At 71.9% G+C, this 23,339-nt stretch carries 23 protein-coding genes and 1 tRNA gene; 11 read left to right on the forward strand and 13 right to left on the reverse strand.

Annotation, left to right across the window (positions count from 1 at the left end; translation table 11 throughout):
• Window positions 1-41: 41 nt before the first annotated feature.
• Window positions 42-1,634 (reverse strand): beta-N-acetylhexosaminidase, encoded by a 1,593-nt coding sequence (locus AC5677_RS13885; RefSeq protein WP_497195353.1) that lies wholly within the window; start codon window positions 1,632-1,634, stop codon window positions 42-44.
• 217 nt (window positions 1,635-1,851) lie between these two features.
• On the opposite strand from AC5677_RS13885, the gene AC5677_RS13890 reads away from it, so the two are divergent.
• Both AC5677_RS13890 and glmS read left to right on the forward strand, forming a co-directional pair.
• Window positions 1,852-2,127 carry a hypothetical protein gene (locus tag AC5677_RS13890; RefSeq protein ID WP_497195354.1) on the forward strand — a complete coding sequence of 92 codons (276 nt, stop codon included), beginning with the start codon at window positions 1,852-1,854 and terminating at the stop codon, window positions 2,125-2,127.
• A gap of 143 nt (window positions 2,128-2,270) precedes the next feature.
• Window positions 2,271-4,097 (forward strand): glutamine--fructose-6-phosphate transaminase (isomerizing), encoded by a 1,827-nt coding sequence (gene glmS / locus AC5677_RS13895; protein WP_497195355.1) that lies wholly within the window; start codon window positions 2,271-2,273, stop codon window positions 4,095-4,097.
• 335 nt (window positions 4,098-4,432) lie between these two features.
• Here glmS and AC5677_RS13900 read toward each other — a convergent pair whose 3' ends face one another.
• Entirely contained in the window at window positions 4,433-4,954 is a 522-nt protein-coding gene (locus tag AC5677_RS13900) for a universal stress protein (protein ID WP_497195356.1), read from the reverse strand.
• 397 nt (window positions 4,955-5,351) lie between these two features.
• On the opposite strand from AC5677_RS13900, the gene AC5677_RS13905 reads away from it, so the two are divergent.
• From AC5677_RS13905 to AC5677_RS13920, 4 genes are all read left to right on the forward strand, one after another.
• Window positions 5,352-5,624: a hypothetical protein gene (locus tag AC5677_RS13905; protein ID WP_497195357.1), complete on the forward strand. Its 273-nt coding sequence runs from the start codon at window positions 5,352-5,354 to the stop codon at window positions 5,622-5,624.
• A gap of 349 nt (window positions 5,625-5,973) precedes the next feature.
• Window positions 5,974-7,251, forward strand: coding sequence for a GlxA family transcriptional regulator (locus AC5677_RS13910; RefSeq protein WP_497195358.1), 1,278 nt, complete (start codon window positions 5,974-5,976; stop codon window positions 7,249-7,251).
• 5 nt (window positions 7,252-7,256) lie between these two features.
• On the forward strand, window positions 7,257-7,877 hold the full coding sequence (orn, locus tag AC5677_RS13915; protein ID WP_497195359.1) for an oligoribonuclease: 621 nt from the start codon (window positions 7,257-7,259) through the stop codon (window positions 7,875-7,877).
• A gap of 106 nt (window positions 7,878-7,983) precedes the next feature.
• Window positions 7,984-8,059 (forward strand) — tRNA-His (locus AC5677_RS13920).
• A 71-nt stretch (window positions 8,060-8,130) separates the two neighbouring features.
• On the opposite strand, the gene AC5677_RS13925 is transcribed toward AC5677_RS13920, so the two are convergent.
• On the reverse strand, window positions 8,131-8,784 hold the full coding sequence (locus tag AC5677_RS13925) for an NAD(P)-dependent oxidoreductase (protein WP_497195360.1): 654 nt from the start codon (window positions 8,782-8,784) through the stop codon (window positions 8,131-8,133).
• Window positions 8,785-8,931: 147 nt separating this feature from the next.
• On the opposite strand from AC5677_RS13925, the gene AC5677_RS13930 reads away from it, so the two are divergent.
• Window positions 8,932-9,864 carry a helix-turn-helix domain-containing protein gene (locus tag AC5677_RS13930; protein WP_497195361.1) on the forward strand — a complete coding sequence of 311 codons (933 nt, stop codon included), beginning with the start codon at window positions 8,932-8,934 and terminating at the stop codon, window positions 9,862-9,864.
• Window positions 9,865-9,965: 101 nt separating this feature from the next.
• Here AC5677_RS13930 and AC5677_RS13935 read toward each other — a convergent pair whose 3' ends face one another.
• The 3 genes from AC5677_RS13935 to AC5677_RS13945 all read right to left on the reverse strand — a co-directional run bounded on the left by AC5677_RS13935 (window position 9,966) and on the right by AC5677_RS13945 (window position 13,412).
• A complete protein-coding gene (locus AC5677_RS13935; RefSeq protein WP_497195362.1) occupies window positions 9,966-11,018 on the reverse strand; it encodes a chitinase in 1,053 nt (350 codons plus the stop codon).
• A gap of 209 nt (window positions 11,019-11,227) precedes the next feature.
• The gene (locus AC5677_RS13940) at window positions 11,228-12,631 is read right to left on the reverse strand and encodes a sensor histidine kinase (RefSeq protein ID WP_497195363.1); all 1,404 of its coding nucleotides are present in this window, start codon (window positions 12,629-12,631) and stop codon (window positions 11,228-11,230) included.
• A gap of 88 nt (window positions 12,632-12,719) precedes the next feature.
• Window positions 12,720-13,412, reverse strand: coding sequence for a response regulator transcription factor (locus tag AC5677_RS13945; RefSeq protein WP_497195364.1), 693 nt, complete (start codon window positions 13,410-13,412; stop codon window positions 12,720-12,722).
• 116 nt (window positions 13,413-13,528) lie between these two features.
• Between AC5677_RS13945 and AC5677_RS13950 the strand changes: the two genes are divergently transcribed.
• Complete coding sequence (locus tag AC5677_RS13950; RefSeq protein WP_497195365.1) at window positions 13,529-14,062, forward strand: hypothetical protein; 534 nt, start codon at window positions 13,529-13,531, stop codon at window positions 14,060-14,062.
• 163 nt (window positions 14,063-14,225) lie between these two features.
• Here the strand turns inward: AC5677_RS13950 and AC5677_RS13955 are convergent, their stop codons facing one another.
• From AC5677_RS13955 to AC5677_RS13975, 5 genes are all read right to left on the reverse strand, one after another.
• A complete protein-coding gene (locus AC5677_RS13955; protein ID WP_497195366.1) occupies window positions 14,226-14,771 on the reverse strand; it encodes a glycine-rich domain-containing protein in 546 nt (181 codons plus the stop codon).
• A gap of 101 nt (window positions 14,772-14,872) precedes the next feature.
• Complete coding sequence (locus tag AC5677_RS13960; protein ID WP_497195367.1) at window positions 14,873-15,454, reverse strand: SRPBCC family protein; 582 nt, start codon at window positions 15,452-15,454, stop codon at window positions 14,873-14,875.
• A 53-nt stretch (window positions 15,455-15,507) separates the two neighbouring features.
• Window positions 15,508-16,125, reverse strand: coding sequence for a TetR/AcrR family transcriptional regulator (locus AC5677_RS13965; RefSeq protein WP_497195368.1), 618 nt, complete (start codon window positions 16,123-16,125; stop codon window positions 15,508-15,510).
• Window positions 16,126-16,224: 99 nt separating this feature from the next.
• Window positions 16,225-17,085 carry a spermidine synthase gene (locus AC5677_RS13970; RefSeq protein ID WP_497195369.1) on the reverse strand — a complete coding sequence of 287 codons (861 nt, stop codon included), beginning with the start codon at window positions 17,083-17,085 and terminating at the stop codon, window positions 16,225-16,227.
• Window positions 17,086-17,240: 155 nt separating this feature from the next.
• Complete coding sequence (locus AC5677_RS13975) at window positions 17,241-17,609, reverse strand: chaplin (protein WP_497195370.1); 369 nt, start codon at window positions 17,607-17,609, stop codon at window positions 17,241-17,243.
• Between the two features lie 265 nt (window positions 17,610-17,874).
• Between AC5677_RS13975 and AC5677_RS13980 the strand changes: the two genes are divergently transcribed.
• Window positions 17,875-18,978 (forward strand): hypothetical protein, encoded by a 1,104-nt coding sequence (locus AC5677_RS13980; protein WP_497195371.1) that lies wholly within the window; start codon window positions 17,875-17,877, stop codon window positions 18,976-18,978.
• Window positions 18,979-19,040: 62 nt separating this feature from the next.
• Window positions 19,041-20,375, forward strand: a complete 1,335-nt coding sequence (locus tag AC5677_RS13985) for a glycosyltransferase (RefSeq protein ID WP_497196612.1) — start codon at window positions 19,041-19,043, stop codon at window positions 20,373-20,375.
• A 22-nt stretch (window positions 20,376-20,397) separates the two neighbouring features.
• On the opposite strand, the gene AC5677_RS13990 is transcribed toward AC5677_RS13985, so the two are convergent.
• A complete protein-coding gene (locus AC5677_RS13990) occupies window positions 20,398-20,811 on the reverse strand; it encodes a hypothetical protein (RefSeq protein WP_497195372.1) in 414 nt (137 codons plus the stop codon).
• Window positions 20,812-21,071: 260 nt separating this feature from the next.
• Between AC5677_RS13990 and AC5677_RS13995 the strand changes: the two genes are divergently transcribed.
• Window positions 21,072-22,493 carry an NsdA family TPR-like regulatory protein gene (locus tag AC5677_RS13995; RefSeq protein WP_497195373.1) on the forward strand — a complete coding sequence of 474 codons (1,422 nt, stop codon included), beginning with the start codon at window positions 21,072-21,074 and terminating at the stop codon, window positions 22,491-22,493.
• 151 nt (window positions 22,494-22,644) lie between these two features.
• On the opposite strand, the gene AC5677_RS14000 is transcribed toward AC5677_RS13995, so the two are convergent.
• Window positions 22,645-23,238, reverse strand: coding sequence for a histidine phosphatase family protein (locus AC5677_RS14000; protein ID WP_497195374.1), 594 nt, complete (start codon window positions 23,236-23,238; stop codon window positions 22,645-22,647).
• Window positions 23,239-23,339 lie beyond the last annotated feature (101 nt).

The raw sequence follows: 23,339 nt of genomic DNA on the forward strand, positions 1-23,339 counted from the left end.
GCGGGTCCGGCCGGGCGTCCGCGGACGCCCGGCCGGTGCGCTCACTTCGCCGGCCAGGGCACTTCCGGCGACCGGTAGTAGTTGATGTCCAGCGCGTCCCACCGGGGCCCCTGGGCCGCCAGCCGCTCGCGGTACGCCGGCCAGTCGTGCGTGTCCGCCGGCGACCAGCCCAGCTCCGCGATCCCCGGCAGCCGCGGGAACGCCATGTACTCGATGTGCGCGGAGGTGGAGAGCGTCTCGGACCACAGGGGCGCCTCGACGCCCAGGATCGAGCCCTCGGGCGCGCCGTCCAGGTACGTCCCCGGATCCCACGCGTACGACCGCTGGACGCCCACATAGCCGGCCCAGTGCAGGCCCAGCGGCGTGTCCTTGTCGTACTTCATGTCGAGGTAGGCGCGGTCGGCGGGCGAGAGGATGAGCCCGGTGCCGTTCCGGGCGGCGTCGGCGACCTGCCGGCGTTCGTCCGCACCGGTGGCGTCGTAGCCCCAGTACTGGGCGACCGTGCCCTTGGCCGGGTGGGCGCCGGTCAGCTGGTGCCAGCCGATCGCGGTCTTGCCGTACTTGGCGACCACCGGCTGCACCTTGTCCATGAAGGTCACGTAGTCCTCATGGCTGGTGGAGTGCGCCTCGTCGCCGCCGATGTGGAGGTAGCGGCCGGGGGTGAGCGCCGCGAGCTCGCGGATGACGTCGTCGATGAAGTCGTAGGTCACCTTCTTGGGCACACACAGCGAGCTGAAGCCGACGTTGGTGCCGGTGTAGAGCGGGGGCGCCTGGCCGTTGCAGTTGAGGTCGGCGTACGAGGCCAGCGCGGCGTTGGTGTGGCCGGGCATGTCGATCTCGGGGACGACGGTCAGATAGCGGCTCGCGGCGTACCGCAGGATCTCGCGGTAGTCGTCCTTGGTGTAGTAGCCGCCCTTACCGCCGCCGACCTGGGTGGAGCCGCCGTACGTGGCCAGCTTCGGCCATGACGCGATGGCGATCCGCCAGCCCTGGTCGTCCGAGAGATGCAGATGCAGCTTGTTGATCTTGTACATCGCCAGCTGGTCGATATAGCGCTTGACCTGCTCGACGGTGAAGAAGTGCCGGGAGACGTCGAGCATCGCGCCGCGGTAGGCGTAGCGCGGCGTGTCGGCGATGGTGCCGCCGGCGACGGTCCACGGGCCGGGCTGCGCGGTACGCCTCTCCAGCCTTCCGGGGAGCAGCTGGCGCAGCGTCTGGATGCCGTGGAAGAGGCCGGCGGGCCGTCCGGCGCTGATGGTCACCGCGCGGCCGCTGGAGGTGAGCCGGTAGCCCTCCGCGCCCAGCGACTTGGTATCGGCGCCGCCGAGCCGCAGCACGAGGCCGTCCCGGCCGTCCTTGGTGGTGACCGGCAGGCGGTAGCCGGTGGCCGGGCGCAGCATGCCCGCCAGGTAGTCGGCGATCCGTCTGGTCTCGTCCGATCCGCCGGGGACGCGGATGCGGGTGCCCTCGCCGAGCGTGTAGGCGTCCCCGCCGGGCCGTACGGAGGCGGGTGCGGGAATGATCCCGCCGAGCGGCTCGGGGGCGGCGGCGGACGGCTGGGACGGCGCGGCGGCGGTGCCCAGGCCCGCCGCCGCGACCAGCAGCAGCGAAAAGAGGAGTCTGCGTCGTCTCATCGACGGTCCCTTCGCGAACATCGTGCATGGCAGGTGTGATCGTCATGATGTGCCTGGCATGTCCTGCATGGCATGGAGCGACCGAACGGTGACCATGCGTACCGTGAGCCTCGTACGCGGTCAAGGTTTAGACCAGTTTCCGAGCGCCATTGCAGGGACTTGCCCGATACCGGGCAGATTTCTTGCGAATCCCGGCGCCGCCACGCAGTATCAACGGGTGCTCGATCGCCGCCCGTCCCATGAGGACCTCGTCGACCACCTGGTACGCAGCACGCCGCTACAGCGCGGCGAGGCAGCCCGGGTGGTCCTGGATGTGCTCGCGTACTTCGACGAGACCACCGAGGGGTTCGTCCGCCGCAGACACCGCGAGCTGCAGTCCCAGGGGCTGCGGAACGAAGCGATCTTCGAGCGGATCTCGCACGAGCTGCCGCACCGCGCCGTGACCCCGCCGCCGCTCTCGATACGCCAGCTGCGTCGCCTCGTCTACGGCTGAGCCGCCCGGCACGACGCCGGGCGCACCCGGAGCGGACCTCACCGGAGCGGATCGCACCGGAACAGATCAAGAACGCAGAAGAACGCAAGAACGCAAGAGAACCCAAGAACGTCCGTCACCACGATTGACTCGGAGGTCGCTGTATGTGCGGGATCGTCGGATATATCGGCAAGCGCGATGTTGCTCCGCTGCTCCTTGAGGGCCTGCAGCGGCTGGAGTACCGCGGCTACGACTCGGCGGGCATCGCCATCCACGCCGGCGGCAGCGGCAGGACCGGGGGCCTGAAGACCGCCAAGGCCAAGGGCCGGGTGCGGGAGCTGGAGTCCCGGCTGCCCAAGCGGTTCGCGGGCACCACCGGTATCGCGCACACCCGCTGGGCCACCCACGGCGCGCCCACCGACGAGAACGCCCACCCGCACCGGGACGCCGAGGGCAAGGTCGCGGTGGTCCACAACGGCATCATCGACAACGCCGCCGAGCTGCGCGCCCGGCTGATCGCCGACGGCGTCGACTTCGCCTCCGAGACCGACACCGAGGTCCTCGCCCACCTCATCGGCCGCTCCGGGGCCGAGACGCTGGAGGAGAAGGTCCGCGAGGCGCTGCGGCACGTCGAGGGCACCTACGGCATCGCCGTGCTGCACGCCGACTTCGCCGACCGGATCGTGGTCGCCCGCAACGGCTCCCCGGTCGTCCTCGGCATCGGCGAGCACGAGATGTTCGTCTCCTCCGACGTCGCGGCCCTGGTCTCGCACACCCGCCAGGTCGTCACCCTGGACGACGGCGAGATGGCCACCCTGAAGGCCGACGACTACCGCACGTACACCACCGAGGGCTCCCGTACGACGGCGACGCCGGAGACCGTCGAGTACGCGGCCGAGTCGTACGACATGGGCGGCCACGACACGTACATGCACAAGGAGATCTCCGAGCAGGCGGAGGCGGTGGACCGGGCGCTGCGCGGCCGGATCGACGACCGCTTCTCGACCGTCCACCTGGGCGGCCTGAACCTGGACGCCCGCGAGGCGCGCGGGGTGCGCCGGGTCAAGATCCTCGGCTGCGGCACCTCGTACCACGCCGGTCAGATCGGCGCCCAGATGATCGAGGAGCTGGCCCGTATCCCCTCGGACGCCGAGCCGGCCTCCGAGTTCCGCTACCGCAACCCGGTCGTGGACCCCGACACCCTGTACGTCGCGGTCTCCCAGTCCGGTGAGACCTACGACGTGCTGGCGGCCGTCCAGGAGCTCAAGCGCAAGGGCGCCCGGGTCCTGGGCCTGGTGAACGTCGTCGGCTCGGCGATCGCCCGCGAGACCGACGGCGGTATCTACGTCCACGCCGGCCCCGAGGTCTGCGTCGTCTCCACCAAGTGCTTCACCAACATGGTGGTCTCCTTCGCGCTGCTCGCCCTGCACCTGGGCCGCATCCGCGACCTGTCCGTCGCGGACGGCAAGCGGATCATCGAGGGCCTGCGCAGGCTGCCCGGCCAGATCGACGAGATCCTCAAGACCGAGGACGAGGTCAAGAAGCTGGCGGCCCAGTACGCGGACGCCAAGTCGATGATGTTCATCGGCCGGGTGCGCGGCTACCCGGTGGCGCGCGAGGCCTCCCTGAAGCTCAAGGAGGTCTCCTACATCCACGCCGAGGCCTACCCCGCCTCCGAGCTCAAGCACGGCCCGCTGGCGCTCATCGAGCCCGCGATGCCGACGGTCGCGATCGTCCCGGACGACGACCTGCTGGAGAAGAACCGCGCCGCGCTGGAGGAGATCAAGGCCCGCAGCGGCCGCATCCTGGCCGTCGCCCACCAGGAGCAGGAGAAGGCCGACCACACCATCGTCGTACCGAAGAACGAGCCCGAGCTGGACCCGATCCTGATGGGCATTCCGCTCCAGCTCCTCGCGTACCACACGGCGCTGGCCCTGGGCCGCGACATCGACAAGCCGCGGAACCTGGCCAAGTCGGTCACCGTGGAGTAGTCCGCTCCGCTCCGGCGTCACCGGAGTGACAGGTAGAACAGGTAAAAGCGGCCGTTTCGCGCGCGCCACCATACGCGCGAAACGGCCGCTTCCCCTGTGCCGGCGTCGCCCATACGCCGGCAGGATGCCGCCAGCCCGGAGACCGTCACCTCCCGGTGGGCAGCACGTCGGTGCAGCGAAACAGGTGACGGTGTTTTACCCCTCACAAGGGCACAATCCACCTCTGCGGACCGATGTGCGCGCGGGCTGCCCACAATCCCCATGACGCCCCCTCAACTGTGCGCAAACCGGGGAGAACTGATCGCGCGCCGGGGCACGGGAAGGCGCGACGGCCCTCAGGGGATGACGATCACCGGCCGCTGCGCGCGCCGCGCCAGCCGCCCCGCCACCGACCCGAAGATCCGGCCGACGAGGCCATGGGTGGACCCGACCACGATGGCGTCGGCCTCGTACTCCCGGCCGACCTCCTCCAGCTCATGGCAGATGTCGCCGCCGCGCTCGACGAGGATCCAGGGGACCTCCGTGAGGTGGTCGGCGCAGGCCAGCTCCAGGCCCAGCACTTCCGTGCGGTGATCGGGGACGTCCACGAAGACCGGGGGCTCACAGCCCGCCCAGACGGTCGTCGGCAGCCGGTTGGCCACATGGACGATGATCAGCCCGGAGCCGAAGCGCCGGGCCATACCGATTGCATACGCCAATGCGCGTTCGCTCGACATGGAGCCGTCGAAGCCGACCACCACGCCGTGCTGGAAGGCGGGGTCGCAGGAGTGGCGTGTGTCTTCCGCCGCTTCCAGGTCCGCCAGGGGATCGGCGACCTGCTTGCGGTCCGCGGGTTCGGGGAATTCGTGACCGGCCATCGGTGTCTCGGCGAGGACGTCCTCTTATGGAGGGGCGAACGGGGAACGGCGATTGACTTGATCCGGCAGTTGACTGAGCTGGCTCGATCGCGGAGCGGGAGCCATAGTTCAAAGAGGAACGATACGACTGGGAATCATCTTCCCAACCCGATACCCCAAGAGTACGGCGCCACTCCTCCGCTGCCCAGATCCCGCAGTGGACGCGGGACGCCCACCGAGGGGTCAAGGGCCTCGAACGTTCCCCGGAGCATGCCGGAGCGTGGCGCCGATGGCAATGCCCCGGCCTGCCCCCGTACGTACCCATCGCGGTGACCCATGATCGTCGGCGGCGTTGTAGTAGCTGCCCGCCGGAAGGGAGCCCCCGATGCCCGCACGCCCCAAGAGATCACCCGACTCAGTGAGCGACGTTGTGCGCTGGGGCGCATTCAGCTGCGCCCTGGTGCCCTTCGTGCTGATCGTGAGCGGCACCCCGGTCGGCGGCGCGGCCGGCGCCGCCGCCGGCCTGGCGGCGGTGACCTGCGCCTGCCGCGCGCTGCTGCGGCAATCCGAACGGACCGCGGCCAGGGTCCGGGTCCGCCAGGCCGGGCAGCACCGGTACAGAAGCGGACACATCGGGACGGGAGCGCACGGGGGCGGCCTGCATTGTGACCGGCGTACGCCGGTCGATTAAGGCGCCCGCAAGTCTGCGCACGAACGTTTTCAGCCAACTTCCAGCCGGGATCCGACCCTTGCCGGGAGCACCCCCCAACCTGGGTGTGAGCAGGGCGGAAAGGACCGCTGGGCATGGTTGTGCCCTACTGCAAACGGGCAGAGCCGAGACGCGTACTTCCCATGCAGGGCCGACGAGTGGAACGCTTCGTGATCGAATGCTTCGCGCCAAGTTGCCATATCGACATACCAGCGGGTGGTGAACTTGGCCATCCATCCTCACGGGACACAGTAGATTCGATCTTGGTAGTGATGGCGGGGGAACTGTGCAGGACCGAGAGGGCGAGACGACCGAGGGGGGCTTAAGTGCCATGAGCCAGGACTCCGCTGCCGTACCAGATGCCGCACGCAAGCTCGCCGCCCGACGACGCCGCGAAATAGTCGCGGTGCTCCTCTTCAGCGGCGGCCCCATTTTCGAGAGCTCTATTCCGCTCTCGGTCTTCGGCATCGACCGCCAAGACGCAGGCGTTCCGAGGTACCGGCTACTTGTGTGCGCGGGCGAAGATGCGCCTTTGCGCACGACCGGGGGGCTGGAGCTTTCCGCCCCCTACGGGCTGGAGGCGATCTCCCGTGCCGGGACGGTCGTCGTTCCGGCCTGGCGTTCCATCACCCAGGCCCCGCCGCCCGCCGCGCTCGATGCGCTGCGCCGCGCGCATGAAGAGGGGGCCAGAATCGTCGGGTTGTGCACGGGGGCGTTCGTCCTCGCCGCGGCCGGGCTGCTCGACGGCCGCCCCGCCACGACCCATTGGATGTACGCACCGACGCTCGCCAAGCGTTATCCGTCCGTCCATGTGGACCCCCGCGAGCTCTTCGTCGACGACGGCGATGTGCTCACGTCCGCGGGGACGGCCGCCGGCATCGACCTGTGTCTGCACATCGTGCGGACCGACCACGGCGCCGACGCCGCCAACGCGCTGGCCCGCCGGCTGGTCGTACCGCCCCGCCGCACCGCCTCCGACATGGGGCACCAGCGCTACCTCGATCGGTCGTTACCAGAGGAGATCGGCGCCGACCCGCTTGCCGAGGTCGTCGCCTGGGCGCTGGAGCACCTCCACGAGCAGTTCGACGTGGAGACGCTGGCCGCGCGCGCCTATATGAGCCGTCGCACCTTCGACCGGCGCTTCCGTTCCCTCACGGGGAGCGCTCCGCTGCAGTGGCTGATCACCCAGCGGGTGCTGCAGGCCCAGCGGCTGCTGGAGACCTCCGACTATTCGGTGGACGAGGTCGCCGGGCGCTGCGGATTCCGTTCGCCGGTCGCGCTGCGGGGGCACTTCCGGCGACAGCTGGGCGCCTCGCCCGCGGCCTACCGCGCGGCCTATCGCGCGCGCCGTCCGCAAGGCGGCGCGCCCGAGACCGCGCTGCGGCCGGAGCGGGCGGAGCGGGGGCCGCTGGGTCCCGGGGGTGCGGAGCGGTTCTCCGCCGCGGCGGTGGCCGGTCACGGCCCGGCGGCCGCGCTGGCCGTGACGGAGGCGGGCGAGGCCGGGAAACCGACGTCGGACGCGTTCGCCGCCCGGATCCCGGAGGCACCCGTCTCCCGTGGCGCGGGACGTCCCGTGCTGCCCAGCCAGCGGGAGCGCCCCGTAGGGTGAGACGTATGAACGATCGCATGGTGTGGATCGACTGCGAGATGACCGGACTCTCGCTGGCGAATGACGCGCTCATCGAGGTGGCCGCGCTGGTCACCGACTCGGAGCTGAATGTGCTGGGCGACGGGGTGGATGTGGTGATCCGCCCCCCGGCGGAGGCGCTGACCACCATGCCGGAGGTGGTGCGCACCATGCACACCGCCTCCGGGCTGCTGGAGGAGCTCGACCGCGGTACGACACTGGAGGACGCCGAGGCGCAGGTGCTCGCGTACATCAAGCAGCATGTCCCGGAGCCGGGGAAGGCCCCGCTGTGCGGGAACTCCGTCGGCACCGACCGGGGCTTTCTGCTGCGCGACATGCCGACGCTGGAGAGTTATCTCCACTACCGGATCGTCGATGTGTCGTCCGTGAAGGAGCTGGCCCGGCGCTGGTATCCGCGGGCCTACTTCAACAGTCCCGACAAGAGCGGCAATCACCGGGCGCTGGCCGACATCCGCGAATCCATCGCGGAATTGCGCTACTACCGGGAGGCGGTCTTCGTGCCGCAGCCGGGCCCGGACTCCGACACCGCCAAGGCGATCGCGGCGAAGCACGTCCTGCCCGCCGAACCGCAGACCTCGGCGGAGTGACGCAGCTCGCTCCCGGGGCCGCGAAACCCGGGAGCGAGCACCCCTCAAGACCCTGTACACTTTTTCTCAGCCGGTGGGGAAAAAGAACCACACAGCACCGGTCATGGTGGGTATAGCTCAGCTGGTAGAGCACCTGGTTGTGGTCCAGGATGTCGCGGGTTCAAGTCCCGTTACTCACCCCACTGTCAAGGCCCCCGATCTTCGGATCGGGGGCCTTGAGTGTTTTCGGGGCGGGCGCTCGGCAGCCGGTCGCTCAGTAGCCGATGGTGAAGCGTTCGCCGATGTGCTGCGGCCGCTCGATCTCGTCGAGGACGGCGACGGCGTAGTCCTCGGCGGAGATCCGGCTGCTGCCCTCGGCGTCGGTGATCAGGTCCTCGAGGGCGGTGCGGTAGCTGCCGGTGCGCTCGCCGGGCTCGATGGTGGCGGCCGGGCTGAGGTTCGTCCAGCGGACGTCGGAGACGGTGCGGTAGTAGTCCAGCGCATCGCCGTGCGCGTGCATGATCTGGAGCAGGAAGTCGGGCAGGCCCTCGGCGTCCCAGACCTGCTTGCCGTCGGGGGTACGCAGCGAGCCGGCGCCGCCGACGGAGATCAGGCGGGGGGCCTCGGCGCCGAGCGTGCGCAGACCGGCGACGAGGGACCTGGCGGCGGGCTCGATGGTGGCGAGGTGGCCCTCGGCGCCCCCGCCGCCGACCGCGCTGATCACCACGTCGTGGCCCTTGGCCACCGCGGCGACGGACGCCGGGTCGAGGACGTCGCCGGTGGTCACGGTCAGGCCCGGGTCGCTCACGGTGATCTTCGCGGGGTCGCGGACGACCGCGGTGACCTGGTGGCCGCGGTTCAGGGCCTCCCGGAGGATGCGGCTGCCGATGGTGCCGTTGGCCCCGAAGAGAGCGATCGTGGTGGACATGGGGGTCTCCCAGCTGTCGTGGTGTGCGGGGTGGAGTCCGGCCTTGCGGAGGGCGCTGTGGACTTCCGTTTTCCGTCAGCGGTTGCGCCGACACCTTCTACGCTAGAGGCAAGAGCGGCATATTTCGGGGTAGCAAGGGGACCGGGCATGGTCAAAAAGAGACAGGATCGGGAGGAGCGGCGGTACGACGCGGAGGGCGTCCCGGAGATCCGCGAGGTGGCGTTCTCCGCCCCGGCCGGGCGGCCCGCGGGGGTGGAGGTACTGACCCTGGACGAGCTGCGCGGGCGCGCGGACGCCTGTCAGCTGTCGACGCCGCACCGCCCGGGGTTCCACCATCTGCTGCTCCTGGACGCCGGCCGGCTGGTGCACAGCGTCGACTTCCGCGAGCACGTCCTGGCCCCGGGCGATCTGCTGTGGTCGCGCCCGGGGCAGGTGCAGCACTTCGGTGATCTGCGCGGGGCCGAGGGGCGGCTGGTGCTCTTCGAGGCCGGTTTCCTGGACCCGGCGACCGCGGCGGCGGCCCGGGTCGAGGACTGGTACGGGCCCGCCGTACGGCATCCGGAGGGCGCGGCGGCCCGGGGCCTGGATGCCGCGCTGAGCGCGCTGAGCGAGGAATTCGGCGAGCTGGGCGGGCTGCCGCTGGAGGTGCACGTCGAGGTGCTGCGGCATCTGCTGGCCGTGTTGGTGCTGCGGGCCGCGCATCCGGGCGGGCCGTCGGGCGACGACGGGACGTGCGAGGCGAGCGAGACCTATCTGCGCTTCCGGGACGCGGTGGAGCGGGACTTCACCCGCAGCCGCCGGGTCGCCGACTACGCCCGGTCGCTGGGCTATGCGCCCCGTACGCTCTCCCGGGCCACCGAGGCCGGGGCCGGGGTGGGGGCGAAGGAGTTCATCGACCGCCGGGTGGTGCTGGAGGCCAAGCGGCTGCTGGCGCACGGCGATCAGCCGGCGGCCCGGATCGCGGACCGGCTGGGCTTCGCCGACGCCACCAACTTCAGCAAGTTCTTCCAGCGACGGGCCGGCACGACGCCGATCGCCTTCCGGGCGGCCGTACGGGGCGCCCCGGACGTCACCGTGTAGAGGGGAGCCGCGGGCGGTGCGCGCCTCGGTCCTGCGGAACGCACAGAAGGCGGCGGGGCGCAGCGAGTGGGGGAAGGTCGCCGCGCCCCGCCCGGGGGAGGTCAGCCGGTGTAGGCGGCGAAGGCCTTGGTGAAGGCCAGCGGGGCCTGGTCGATGGAACTGCAGGTGGGCTGGGCGGAGTTGCCGCCGCCGGGGCAGGCCTTGTCGCGGGTGGCGGACCACATCGACAGCTGGCCCAGGTGCTTTTCCCGGGCGAACTTCACCAGCTCGGTGGCGTCGTCGACCTTGAAGACCTCGTTCTGGACGTCGTTGACGCCGATCATCGGGGTGACGGCGACGGTCTTCCAGGCGGCCGCGTCGCCGAGCCCGAGGGCCTTTTCGATCTGGCCCTTGGTGGCGGTGGCGGCCTGGGTGGCGTAGGTGCCCATGTCGCCGTTGTAGGAGGCGCCGTAGTCCATCGCCATGATGTTGACGGCGGAGATCTTGGCGCCGTTCTTCTTGGCATTGGCGAGGAGGTTCACGCCGTCCTGGGTCAGCCCCTCGGGCATGACGGGGAGGGTGAAGGAGACGTTCAGGTCCGGGTGCTTCTTCTGGAGCTGGGCGATGGCCTGGGCGCGGCGGGTGTTGGCCTCGGTGTTGGGCAGCGCGCCGCCCTCGATGTCGAAGTCGGCCTTGGTGAGGTGGAACTGGTCGATGACCTTGCCGTAGGCGGCGGCCAGCTCGGCCGCGGAGTTGCAGGCCAGGCCGAGTTCGGAGCCGTTGGCGCCGCCGAAGGAGACCCGGACGTCGCCGCCGGCCTTCCGCAGAGCGGGTATCTGCTTGGCCACCGGGTCGTTGCCCAGCTCGCCGGAGCCGCCCCACTTGGGGTCGCAGCCACCGCCGGAGGTGACAAAGGCGAGGTTGAAGGTCTTCACCCCGGTCTTCTTGGCGGTGTCCACCAGGTCGTAGGCGGGGGTGAGGGAAGTGTCGACGTACGGGGCGAAGCCCGCGCCGGCCTTGGTGGTCGCGGGTGCCTTGGCGGTCCCCGGTGTCTTGGTGGCCATGGCGGAGCCGGCGATGGCGAAGGCGCCGCCGGCCGCGACCGCGGCGGCCGCGCCGGTCACGAGGAGGGTGGTGGTGCGGCTCTTGCGGCGGCGGTGTGCCGAGGGGGTCATGGGTGCCTGCCTGTTCGTTGCGTGGGGGGCCGGGCGCACTGAGGGGGTGCACCGTCATGCACGGGGGGTGCCTTGGGTACGTCCCGCACGCTAGCGGCCGGGAAACGGACAAATGCCGGGATCGGGGCGGCAGTTGGCGGAATTATGGGTCCCTTAAGGAAGGGGAAGGGGGCGGTTAAGAGCCCCGGGGCCTCCCAGGATGGCGGCGCTCAGGAGCCGGTACGGGCGGCCCGTCGGCGCCGGGCGCCGAGGCTGCGCCGCAGCCGGTGGCCGCGCCGGGCGCCGCGCTCGGCGCGTTCGTCGGCCAGGGCCAGCCAGACGCGTACCTCGGTGCCGCCCAGGACCGAGCGGCCGATCCGGACGTCGCCGCCGGTGGATTCGGCCAGCCTGCGCACGATGTCCAGGCCGAGCCCGGTGGAGCCGTCCCCACCGCCCGAGTGACCGCGGCGCAGCGCCGCGTCCGGGTCGGCGATCCCCGGTCCGGCGTCCGAGACCAGCACGATCACCGCCTCCTCGGCGTTGTGGACATCGACCGCGAAGGCGGTGCCCTCGGGGGTGTGACGGAAGACGTTGCCGAGCATCGCGTCCAGGGCGGCGGCGAGTTCGGGGCGGGCGACGGGGATGCGTACGGGGCGGTCGGCGCCCGCGATGCGGACCGTTCGGCCCTCGTCCTCGGCGAGCGCCGACCAGAAGGCCATCCGTTCGGTGATCACCTCGGCCGCGTCGCAGCCCGCCGCGGCGGCCGTCTGCTGGGCGTGTGCCTGCTGCTCGCGGGCGGTGCGGATGATCTGGTCGACCTCGCGCTCCAGCTGGGCGACGGCGGCGCGGGTCTGTTCGGCTGCGGGGGTGTCGCCGAGCGAGGCGGCGTTGAGGCGCAGGACGGTGAGCGGGGTGCGCAGGCGGTGCGAGAGGTCGGCGGCCAGTTCGCGTTCGTTGGCGAGGAGTTGGACGACCTGGTCGGCCATGGCGTTGAAGGCGCTGGCCGCGGAGCGGAGTTCCTTGGGGCCGTCCTCGGGGACGCGCACGCCGAGTTTGCCCTTGCCCAGGTCGTGCGCGGCGCCCGCCAGTCGCTCGGCGGGGCGCACCATCCGGGTGCCGAGGCGGTCGGCGACCGCGACCGAGCCGATGATGAGCGCCAGGCCGACGCCGGCCAGCACCACCCAGGAGGTGGTGACCCCGTTGGTGAGCGCGGCGTCGGGGACGAAGACCTCGACGACGGCGATGCCGGAGGCGACGGCGGTGGGCTGGAGCAGGCAGGAGCCGCCGGGGACCGGTGAGATGGAGGCCCGGCCGAGTTTGGCGGCGGCGGCCACATCCTCGGGCGCGGCCCGCCTCGTGCCGATCTGGGCGGGTTGGCCCCGTCTGCCGCTCGCCGGTACATGGACGCCGATCCCGCCGCCGGGGCCGGTTTCGGCGCTGGCGACGGCCCGTTCGAGCTGGGTGCGGTCGGTGGTGATGGCCAGGACCGGGCCGATGGTGGCGGCCTGCCGCTCGGCGTTGGAGAAGGCGCGGTCGCGGGCCATCTCCTTGACGACGAGCCCCAGCGGTATCGCGAAGGCGACCACGACCATCACGGTGACCGCGAGTGCCACCTTGACCAGCGCCCATCTCACGGCGTCTCATCCTTCGCCGCTCCGCCCGCGAGGCGCGGAGGTGCGGCGGTCGCCGTCGTCCGCGGCCCGGCGGCCTCGCGTGCGTCGCTCACAGCGGTGGCTCCAGCTTCACGCCGACACCCCGCAGGGTGTGCAGATACCGGGGCTTCGCCGCGGTTTCGCCCAGTTTGCGGCGGAGCCAGGAGAGATGGACGTCGATGGTCTGGTCGTCCCCGTACGCCTGTTGCCAGACCTCGGCGAGCAGTTCCTTGCGGGCCACGACGACGCCCGGCCGCTCCGCGAGGAAGGCGAGCAGGTCGAATTCCCGGCGGGTCAGGTCGAGGGCGACGCCGTCCAGTTCGGCCTGGCGGCGCAGGGGGTCGATGGACAGGCCGCCTACCCGCATCACTCGGGAGGGCGGTTCCGTGCCGGTGGCGCTCGCGCGGGAGCGGCGCAGTACGGCCGACATCCGGGCCGAGAGATGTTCCACGGAGAACGGCTTGGTGAGGTAGTCGTCGGCGCCGTCGTTCAGCAGCCGTACGATTTCGGCCTCGTCGTCCCGGGCGGTGGCGATGATCACGGGGACGTCGGTGATGCCGCGGAGCATCTTCAGCGCCTCGGATCCGTCCAGGTCCGGCAGCCCCAGGTCGAGGATGACCACGTCGAAGCCGACGTGCGCGACCTCGCGCAGCGCCTCCAGGGCGGTACCGACGCTGCGTACCGTGTGGGAGGCGTCGGTCAGATGCCGGATGAGGGCCGAGCGTACGAACTGATCGTCCTCGACGACGAGCACACGTGCCATGGGCGGCACCGTACGCCATTCGGGGCGGTGCCCTGTCCGAGGTTGACGCCGGGCGGGCATGGCGGGGGTCGGGGACGGGCTGCAACAGGGCGGGCCGGTGGTGCAGTATGAGCCAAATGCAACGAGGACTGGTTCACGCGCTGGCCTGGACGCTGGCGACCGGCGCCGCGGTCACCTTGTCGTGGTTCGGCGTGCATACGGTGCTGTCCGGTACGGCCTACGACGCGCCGCGCGCGCTGCCGCTCTCCGACCAGGTGGCCGTCACGCCCCGCGTCTCCTCCACGCACCGACCGAAACCGGCCGGGCCGACCCCGTCGCCGTCGGACGAGAAGCCCGCCACCCCGTCGGCCCCCGCCCGCTCCGGCAACGCCGGGACCTCCCACTCCCCCGCCCCGCCGGCCGGCCCCTCCGCCACCGCCGACGGCCGGATCAAGAGCTATGCGACGGCGGGCGGGCGGGTCGTCTTCGCCATGGGCTCCGGGTCCGCCGAGCTGGTATCGGCGACGCCGAACGCGGGGTGGGAAATGCAGGTGTGGAAGCAGAATCAGTGGATCCGGGTGGACTTCACCGGCGGCGCGGCGCACACGTCGGTCATCTGCACCTGGAACGGGCATCCGCCGACGGTGGTGTCCAGCAACAGCGCCACCTAGGGCCGGCCCGACGGGGTGTCCCCGACGGGGCTTCCCCGACGGGCACGCACCGCTTCCAGCTGCCCTTTTCCTTGCGGGAGCGGTGGTACGCCGGGCACACGAGGCGTGCCCGGCCGGGGAGTTGACGCTTTTCAGTGCGGTGACGGACGCCCCGCCAGGCTCCCTAGTCGCCCCCGCCCCCGCCGCAGGAGGAGCCGCACGACGAGCCACAGGACGAGCCGCAGGACGACGTGGAACAGCCGCCACCGGGATGGCCGGGGCGCCGCCTGCAGTTCGCCCCCGCCGCCACCGGTACGCCCGCCGGCGCCGTCCACAGGTCCTTGTCCGCGCTGAATCCCGCCTCTTCGATCAGGGCGACGGTGGCCAGGTGCGCGTCCGGGCCGCGGCGGGAGGCGTCCGGTCCGTCGGGGTGGTGGTGGACGAACTGTCCGAGCCGGGCGCACAGGTCGGCGTAGAGCGCCGTGTGCAGGATGAGGGCGTGCCAGCCCTCGTCGACCAGGCGCGAAGGCCGGAGGGGCGCCGTCGGGAACTTCACTGCGGTCACCACGAACTTCAGGGCTTCGGCCACGACGCGGCCGGCCGTGGGCTCGTCCATACCGGGGTTGTTGTCCATGACCGTGGCGACGACGCCCCGGTACGCATCGGGAGCGAGCAGGCCGCGCACCTCGCGGAGATCGCCTATGCCGTGTGTGCCGTGTGCCTCGTGCATCTGCGTGCCTTCCTTTCCTGGTGTGTGGTCACTGGCGCCCGCCTCTGCCGTTCGACCTGCCGGGATCGATCCGGCCGGGGCGGGGGGTCCGGGCCGCCCCGTCACCCCGCTCGCCGGACGCCGCGCTCCGGGCCGCCCGGCGTGCCGTCCGGCGTCGCGCCGGGCGGGGGTGACTCCAGATGGCGTTTCAGGCGCCCCAGCGTGGTGCCGATATGGGTGTGGTTGGCGCCGATGCGGTCGAAGACGCCGGTGATCAGGACGGCGAAGGGGAGGAACCACAGCGGCACCCGCAGCCAGTTCGTCTCGGTGACGGTGCAGCCCTCCGCCGCGTGCGCGATGTCGTACTGCCAGCGGGAGATGGGGACGTTGAGCGGCGCCGTGACCTCGTAGGCGAAGCGCCGGCCCGGATCGGCGTCCGTGATACGGCAGTTGGTGACCCAGCGGCGGAGGCCGTTGCGGTTGTACCCGCGGAAGCGGGCGCCGACCGCCGGGGCCGTGGCGCCGCCCAGCCAGCGGGCCCGGTGGGCCTCTTCGCCGAGACGGATCATGACGAGCGGATCGCTGACGACCCGGTAGGCCTCGGCCGGGGTCGCCTTGACGGCCACCGTGCCGATGGCCGCGGGGTCCGGGAAGCGCGGTATCCGCGGCAGGGGCGAGAGACGTGACGGGCGCGGTGCGGGCATCGGACCCCCTCGACTGATGTAATCAGTGATTACATCAGCGTGCGGAGGGGCGGTCAAGACCCCTTGGAATCGGGGAAGTTGCGGATCCCCGCGCCGAAGGTGTCCAGCACCTGCTCGGCCAGCCGCTCCGCCCCGTCCGGCGGCAGATACCCGTCGACGATCATCTGCGACAGCCCGTAGACCACCGCCTGACCCGCGAGCCCCACGACCGCGGGATCGCCCGGACGCAGCACACCGGCCTTCTGCTCGGCGTCGATGATGTCGGCGAGGAGCCGCTCGATGTCGGACAGCCGCTGGTGCAGTTCGTCGGGCCGGCGCTCGCCGAACACCCTGCCCCGCATCAGCTCGAAACGGCGCGGGTGGCGGATCGCGTAGCGGACGAAGCCCAGGCCGAAGGCGCGCATCGCGGAACCGCCGGTGTCCGCGAGCATGCCGAGCTGCCATTCCCTGAAGTCGACCAGGATGCGGTCCGCGACCGCGGTCAGCAGCGCCTGGCGGTCGGCGAAATGCCGGAACGGCGCTCCCGGCGACACCCCTGCCCGGCGCGCGACTTCGCGTACGGTCACCTGCTCCGTTCCGCGCTCGTCCAGGATCTCCAGCGCCGCCGCGGTGAGCGCGGCGGGGAGGTCGCCATGGTGATAACCAGCACGTTCGGTGGGCTTGCCCGTCATGTACGCAGTGCTACCACACGCGGGCGCGCGGCCGCCCGGCGCACCGGAGCCGCCGCCACCGGACCGGCGGCGGGCCCGTTCGGACCGGCCGACGGGCCGTCAGTCGAAGGCCTCGGCGGGCGGGGCCGGTGACGCCACCGCCGTGGCGTCGGTGACCGGCGCCGCGCCGCCGGTGAAGTCCAGCAGCGCCCGGCCGTGTTCGACCCGTCCGGCGTGCGGGTCGCCCGCCGCCCGCCGGGTCAGCTCGGCGACCGGCAGCGCGCGGTCGGAGGCGAGCAGTACGGCGTTGCCGAACCGCTTGCCCCGCAGCACGGCCGGGTCGGCGGTCAGACACAGCTCGGGGAAGACCGTACGGACGGTGGCGATCTGGCCGCGCAGAAAGCGCAGCGGCGGCCCGTCGGCGAGGTTGGCCGCGTAGCAGCCGCCGGGCCGCAGCGCCCGGCGCACCTCCCCCACGAACTCGGTGCTGGTCAGATGCGCGGGCGTGCGGGCGCCGCCGAAGACATCCGCGATGATCAGGTCCGCCCAGCCGTCCGGGATCTTCGCCAGCCCCGCGCGGGCGTCCCCGCCGCGCACCCGGATGCGCCAGCCGCTCTCCCACGGGAGCCGGCTGCGGACGAGCTGGACGAGCGGGGCGTCGATCTCGACGACCTGCTGGGTGGAGCGCGGGCGGGTCGCGGCGACATAGCGCGCCATGGTCAGCGCGCCGCCGCCGAGATGGACGGCCTGGAGCGGCTTGCCGGGCGGCGCGGCCAGATCGGCGATGTGGCCGAGACGGCGCTGGTAGGAGAACTCCAGGTACGCCGGATCGTCGAGGTCCACATGCGACTGCGGGGCGCCGTCGATCAGCAGCGTCCAGCCGCGCGGCCGGTCCCGGTCGGGGCGCAGCTCCGCGACCCCGCCGTCCACCTTCTCGGTGACGGACTCCGGGCCGCCGCGCCCGCGCCTGCTCTTTGCCATGCCACAAGTATCGGGCGGGTGGCCCGCAGCCGGGCCGTGGGCCCCCACCCGCGGGAGAGCGCAGCGGCGGGTCACCCAGGACAGCCGTCCCGGACGACCCGCCACAGCGCACCGTGAACCGAGCCGCCCCGATGCCTTCCGGGCCGGCGCTCAGGTCACTTGTTGACGCAGATGTTCCGGAAGGCCGGGCTCAGCAGCTGGAAGATGCCGACCGAGTTACCGCACACATTGATCGGAATGTCGATCGGCACCTGGACGACGTTGCCGCTGAGGACGCCGGGGGAGCGCTTGGCGTAACCGATGGCCGTCGCTCCGCCGCGACCACGGTGGCCGCCCTTGCCGCCCTTGACGCGCTTGCCGTAGTGGTGGCCCATTCGGGCCTGGACGACATAGCTTTCGGCATGGCCGACGCGAGCCTTGCGAGCGTGGCTGCCATCGCAGTGCGCAGCGGAGATTCCCGCGCTGCTCAGCACCATGGCGCAGCTGGCCGTGGCCATGACGGCGGTCTTGACGAACCGCTTCATCACCTTTCTCCTTTCAGTTCGCTAATGGGGCATCGGTCACAACGAGCGAATTACGGCAGGGATGCGGCCGTTCGCCCTTTCGGGAAAACGTTCGCCCGTACGGGCCTTTTCTCGCGGCCGGACACGTCACGGTATTCCGCTGATCGGCACAGCCGGACCGGTGCCCGGCGTGCCTGCCGCGATTTCCAACATGATTTCTGTCAGAGTGCTCTCCTGTTTGACTGATTGAAGTCCGGCACGATCACTTGAGTCGGGAGAGGACGGCATGCGGAAGTCGATGGACCGCAGCGGGCGCGGCGCCGTATGCGCTCTGGCGGCTTTGGCATTGCCGACCGCGTTGTCCTCGGTGTTGTCCTCGGCCGCGGCCACACCGTCCCCCGGGGAATCCGCCCGAATTCCGTTCACCGAGCGCTATCACGCAACGCAGCACGGCGGCATCATCCGCGCCGCCAACTCCTCGGTCACCTGCGGTGCACCGGCCGACCGCGCCGCCGGACGGTGCGCGGCGGTCCAGGAGGGCGGCGCCGGCGCCAACGGCCGCTACCAGATGGCCTATATCGACATCGACGCCGACGCCCGGACCGACAACTCCAGCCGGGCGGAGCTCCCGCTGCCGCCCGGCTCCCGCGTCAGCTACGCCCGGCTGTACTGGGGCGGCAATCTGCGGGCCGGCGAGCAGAAACAGGCCGACGACAGCGGCCGGGTCCTGCTTGCCGCACCCGGCGGGTCGTACAAGGAGGTGCGCGCCGACACCCTGACCGGCCACCGCACCACCACCAGGACGGACGGTTTCCAGGCGTCGACGGACGTCACCGGGGCGGTGCGGGAGGGCGGCGCCGGCACCTACACGGTGGGCCAGGTCAATGCGGCCCGGGGGAATTCCGCGGCCGGCGGCTGGGGCGGCTGGAGTCTCGTCGTCGCGTACGAGAATCCCCGGGAGCCGTTGCGCGGACTCGCTCTCTGGGACGGATTTCAGCCGCTGAACGCAAACCGCCGCGCCCTTTCGGTGAACCTGAAAGGGCTACGGATTCCACCGAATGCACGCGGCAGTGCGGGGGTGCTGGCATACAACGGCGACCGCGGCACCGGAAATGACTCGCTCTCCGCAGCGGTCGACAAAGGGATCCCGATTGCGCTCTGGGATGCCGCCAACCCGGCTAATGATGTGATGAATTCCACCATCGCCGATTTCGGCCGGGACACCTTCCGGCGGCCCGCTTATCGCAATACTCTCGGATTCGATTCCGACGTATTCGACCTCAAGTCCGCGCTGCGGTCCGGCGGCGACCGTCTCGCTTTCCGGTTCACCACCCAGGACGCGGGATATCTGCTCGGCGCACTGTTCGTCCAGGCCGACACCGGGCGCTGACCGTCGCCCGGAAATTCCCGCGGAGATTTCTGTCAGCTCGGATATCAGGGGAGCAGTAGGTGTTGAAGGTCCTGCATGTCATCACCGGCTTGGAGGCGGGCGGCGCCGAGCAGCAGCTGCGGCTGATGCTGCGGCGGCTGCCGGCCCGGTGCGAGGTCGTCACGCTCACCGGATCCGGCCCGGTCGCCGACGGCATCCGGGCCGACGGCACCCCCGTCATCCACCTGGGCATGACCGGCAAGCGCGATCTGCGGGCGCTGCCCCGCCTCACCCGCCTCATCCGCGACGGCGGCTACGACCTGGTGCACACCCACCTCTACCGCGCCTGCGTCTACGGCCGGATCGCCGCGCGGATGGCCGGCGTGCGGGCGGTGGTCGCCACCGAACACTCCCTGGGGGACGCGGTGATCGAGGGCCGCCGGCTGACCCGCGGCGTGCGCACCCTCTACCGGGCCACCGAGCGGCTCGGCTCGGCCACCGTCGCCGTCTCGGACACCGTCGCCGCCCGGCTGCGCCGCTGGGGCGTCCCGGAACCGCGTATCCACGTGGTGCCCAACGGCATCGAGGCGCACCGCTTCCGGCACGACCCGATCGTCCGCTCCGCCGTCCGCACCCGGCTCGGTATCCCCGTCGATGCCTTCGTGGTGGGCGGGGTGGGCCGCCTCGTCCCCGCCAAGCGGTTCGAGGTTCTGGTCCGGGCGGTCACCCAGCTGTCCGGCGTACATCTGCTGCTGGCGGGTGACGGGCCGGAGCGCGAGATGCTGCGGAAAATGGCCGAGCAGTTCGGGTCGGGCGACCGGATCCATCTGCTGGGCGCAGTGGGGCGCGCGGACCGCGCTCGCGCCGCCGCGCCGGCCGGGAGGCCGGAAAGGCAGCCGGACCGGGGGCCGGACAAGGTGCCGGACATTCCCGGACTGCTGGCGGCGATGGACGTCTTCGTGTCCCCCTCCCAGGACGAGGCGTTCGGGCTGGCCGTCCTGGAGGCGCTCGCCGCCGGGCTGCACGTTCTGTACGGAAGCTGCCCGGCCATCGACGAACTGCCCGCCGACCAGACTCCCGGCGCCCGCCGCATCAGTCCCGTCGTCTACGAACTCGCCACCGCACTGAGGGAGCTGCGGCGCAGCGGACCAGGCCGGCTGCCGGTCCCGCCGGTGGTGGCGCGCTATGACATCGCGCGCAGCGCCGAGTCGCTGATGTCCGTGTACGAGGCGGCCGTCGCCGCCGCACCGGGCCGGCCGACGCCCCGGCCGGCCGGTCCCCCCATGCAGCCGCCCGCGCCGGAAGCCCCCGCGCCGCGCGCACCCGAACCGCAGCCGGCCCCGCCGCAGGTCTCCCTGCCCGAGCCGTCCCGGTCGCCCGCGCCGTCCCCGGGCGGCCACTCGCTCTCGAAGCGGTGAGCCCGAGCGCGTCCGGCCGGATTCACTGACAGCGGTCGACGGCCTCGATCGTGCGGGCCGCCTCGCCGAGCGCCGCGCGCAGTACGACGGGGTCGGTGGCATCGGCGTACGCGCCCTCCGGCGGCACCAGCCAGCCGGTGCCCGAAACCGGCGGCTCCGTGACGTCCTCGCCGGACACCGCCCCCAGCGCGAGCCCGCGCCCGTACGTCTGGGTACACGCGCTGCCCGGTACGTCCCAGCCGTCGGCCGTCCCCGGCGGCACCAGGAAGCCGAGGGTGTCGCAGGCGCCGTCGTGCAGGACCGGCCCGACGCCGTCCCGCAGCCGCAGGATGTCGACGGCCTCCAGCCCCTGCCGGGCGGGCACCGTCACGAGGTCACAGGGCGCCGCGGCCCCCTGCGGCGCGTTCGCTCCGGTTCCGCCCACGCCTCTGCTCACGCCGGTTTCCCACACGGAGAACCCCTCCTCATGCACGCGCCGCGCCCTTTACACCGAGTTCAACGGCTTCGCATGTCAACAGCTACGGCGGCGTAACGCTGCAAAGGATGGCACTTCATGGCAGATCGCGGGCGAGATGGGTGGTTTGTTGCCAAACGCTGGGTATCGCGCCCCTGGCAGCCGGTACGGTCGTCCCGCCGCACCGCCAGGAAGCGGCACCGCCACAAGATGGCACGGAAAGGCCACGGAGAGGGTCCGCCATGGCGTCGCCAGCAGCAAAATCAGCGTCGTCCCGCACCGTACCCGCCCGCCCGAACACCGCCTTCCGACAGCTGCGCGGCCGGCTGTCCCCGGGCGAGTTCGCGGCAGCGGTCCGACGGTCCGCCCGTGAGATCGGAGAGCAGGTCTCGTGCGACGCCCGCTATGTGGGCCGCGTCGAGTCCGGGGAGATCCGTTGCCCGAACTACGCCTATGAGCGCGTGTTCCGGCACATGTTTCCCGGGCTGGCGCTGCCGGACATGGGCTTCGCGCCACGCGAGACGGTACGCGGACGGGGGGCGCGTACGGCGGTGATCGCCGCGCCCCTGGCAACCGACCCCGCCCACCGCGATACCTGTATCCAGATCCCCGAGGAGAGCGACGTGCTGCGTCGCGCGTTCATCACCGGCGGCCCGGCGGCCGCCCTGGGCATCACCGCCCTGCACCCCACCGAAGCCGCCGCTGCCGTGCCCGCCCAACGGGCGCCCGCCGGCCGGGCCGGTGCGGCCGAGGCCACCGCCGTCGAGGAGGCCGTCCGCCGGATCCGTCTGCTGGACGACCGGCACGGCGCGGAGGACATCTACCGCCGCGCCACCCAGCCGCTGCGGGCCGCCTACGAACTGCTGGACGCGGGCGTCCAGCGCCGCTCGGTCGCCGACCGGCTGCACACCGGGGCGGGCGAACTCGCCATCACCGTCGGCTGGTTGGCGCACGACTCCGGCCGCTTCGACGACGCCCGCTCGCACTACGCCGAGGCGCTGGCCACCGCCCGGGTCTGCGGCGACGCCGCCCTGGAGGCGCATGCCTTCTGCAACACCGCCTTCCTGGCCCGCGACGCCGGCCGGCCCCGCGAGGCGGTGCGCGCCGCGCAGGCCGCGCAGCAGGCCGCCCGGCATCTCGCCTCGCCCCGGCTGCTCTCGCTGCTGGCGCTGCGGGAGGCGGGCGGCTGGGCGGTACTGGGGGACCGTACGGGCTGCGAGCAGGCGCTGGCGCGCGCCGAGCGGCTGTTCGCGGCCGGGTCGCGGGACAACGACCCCGAATGGATGACCTTTTACGGCGAGGCCGAGCTGGCGGGCCTGGAGGCGCAGTGCTGGGCGGCGCTGGGCGAGGGAGAGCGCGCCGCGGACCTCGCGCGCCGGGCGGTGAGCATGCAGGATCCTCACTTCACCCGCAATATCGCCCTGTTCACCGCGGAACTGGCGGGCGATCTGGCGGACAGCGGCGCACCCGAGGAGGCCGCGGCCGCCGGCACCCGGGTCCTGGCCCTGCTGGACCAGGTCCGCTCGGCCCGTATCCGCGCCATGCTCGACCGCACCGCACGGAAACTGCACGAACACCGGGACATCGGCGCGGTCGCGGACTTCCTGGGGCGGCACGCGGCATCGGGGGGCGCCAGGGCGGACGCCGCGGCGCCCGCCCACTGAGCGGGCGCCCGCCGCGGTCGGCGCGAACCAGGCGCGGGGGCAGGGGGCTTCGCCGTCGCATGGACCTCGATGCGTCCGCCGACCGCCGTCGTCTCAACTGACGTGCACGGTGCCGCGCTTGGCCTCCGCCCCAGCCACTGCCGGGCGCGGGTCAGCCCAGATGGCCCGTGTCGTTCCACCGCTCGATCGCCGGTTCCCCGTAGGCCCAGCCGAGCACCGACAGGGAGGTGGGCTCCAGGCGGATGCGGGCGCCGAAGGAGATGTCCAGGCCCAGCCAGCGGGCGCCGAGGGCGCGCAGGATGTGGCCGTGCGCGAAGACCAGGACGTCGCGGTCGGCGGAGCGGGCCCAGTCGATGACCTCGTCGGCCCGCGCGGTGACGTCGGCGAGGGTCTCGCCCTCGGGGACACCGTCGCGCCAGATGAGCCAGTCCGGCCGGGTGGCCTTGATCTCGGCCGGGGTCAGGCCCTCGTACGCGCCGTAGTCGAACTCCATCAGCGCGTCCCAGTCCTGGGCCCGGTCGCCGAAGCCGGCCAGTTCGCAGGTTTCCTTCGCGCGGACGAGGGGGCTGGTGCGGACCTCGACGTCGGGCAGGCCGTTCCAGGGGGCGTGGTGCAGGCGTTCCCCGAGGAGCTTGGCGCCGCGGCGGCCCTCGTCGAGGAGGGGGATGTCGGTGCGTCCGGTGTGCTTGCCGGACAGGGACCACTCCGTCTGTCCGTGCCTGGCCAGGAGTATGCGCGCTGCCATGGTCGTACCTCTCGCCTCTCGCCGAATTGCTCGGTGGTGCGTTGATCGTCGTTCGTCGACCATTGATCGCTGACGTTGATCCTTGAACGCTGATCACTGAC

The sequence above is a fragment of the Streptomyces sp. JLSY215 genome, from assembly GCF_059682825.1.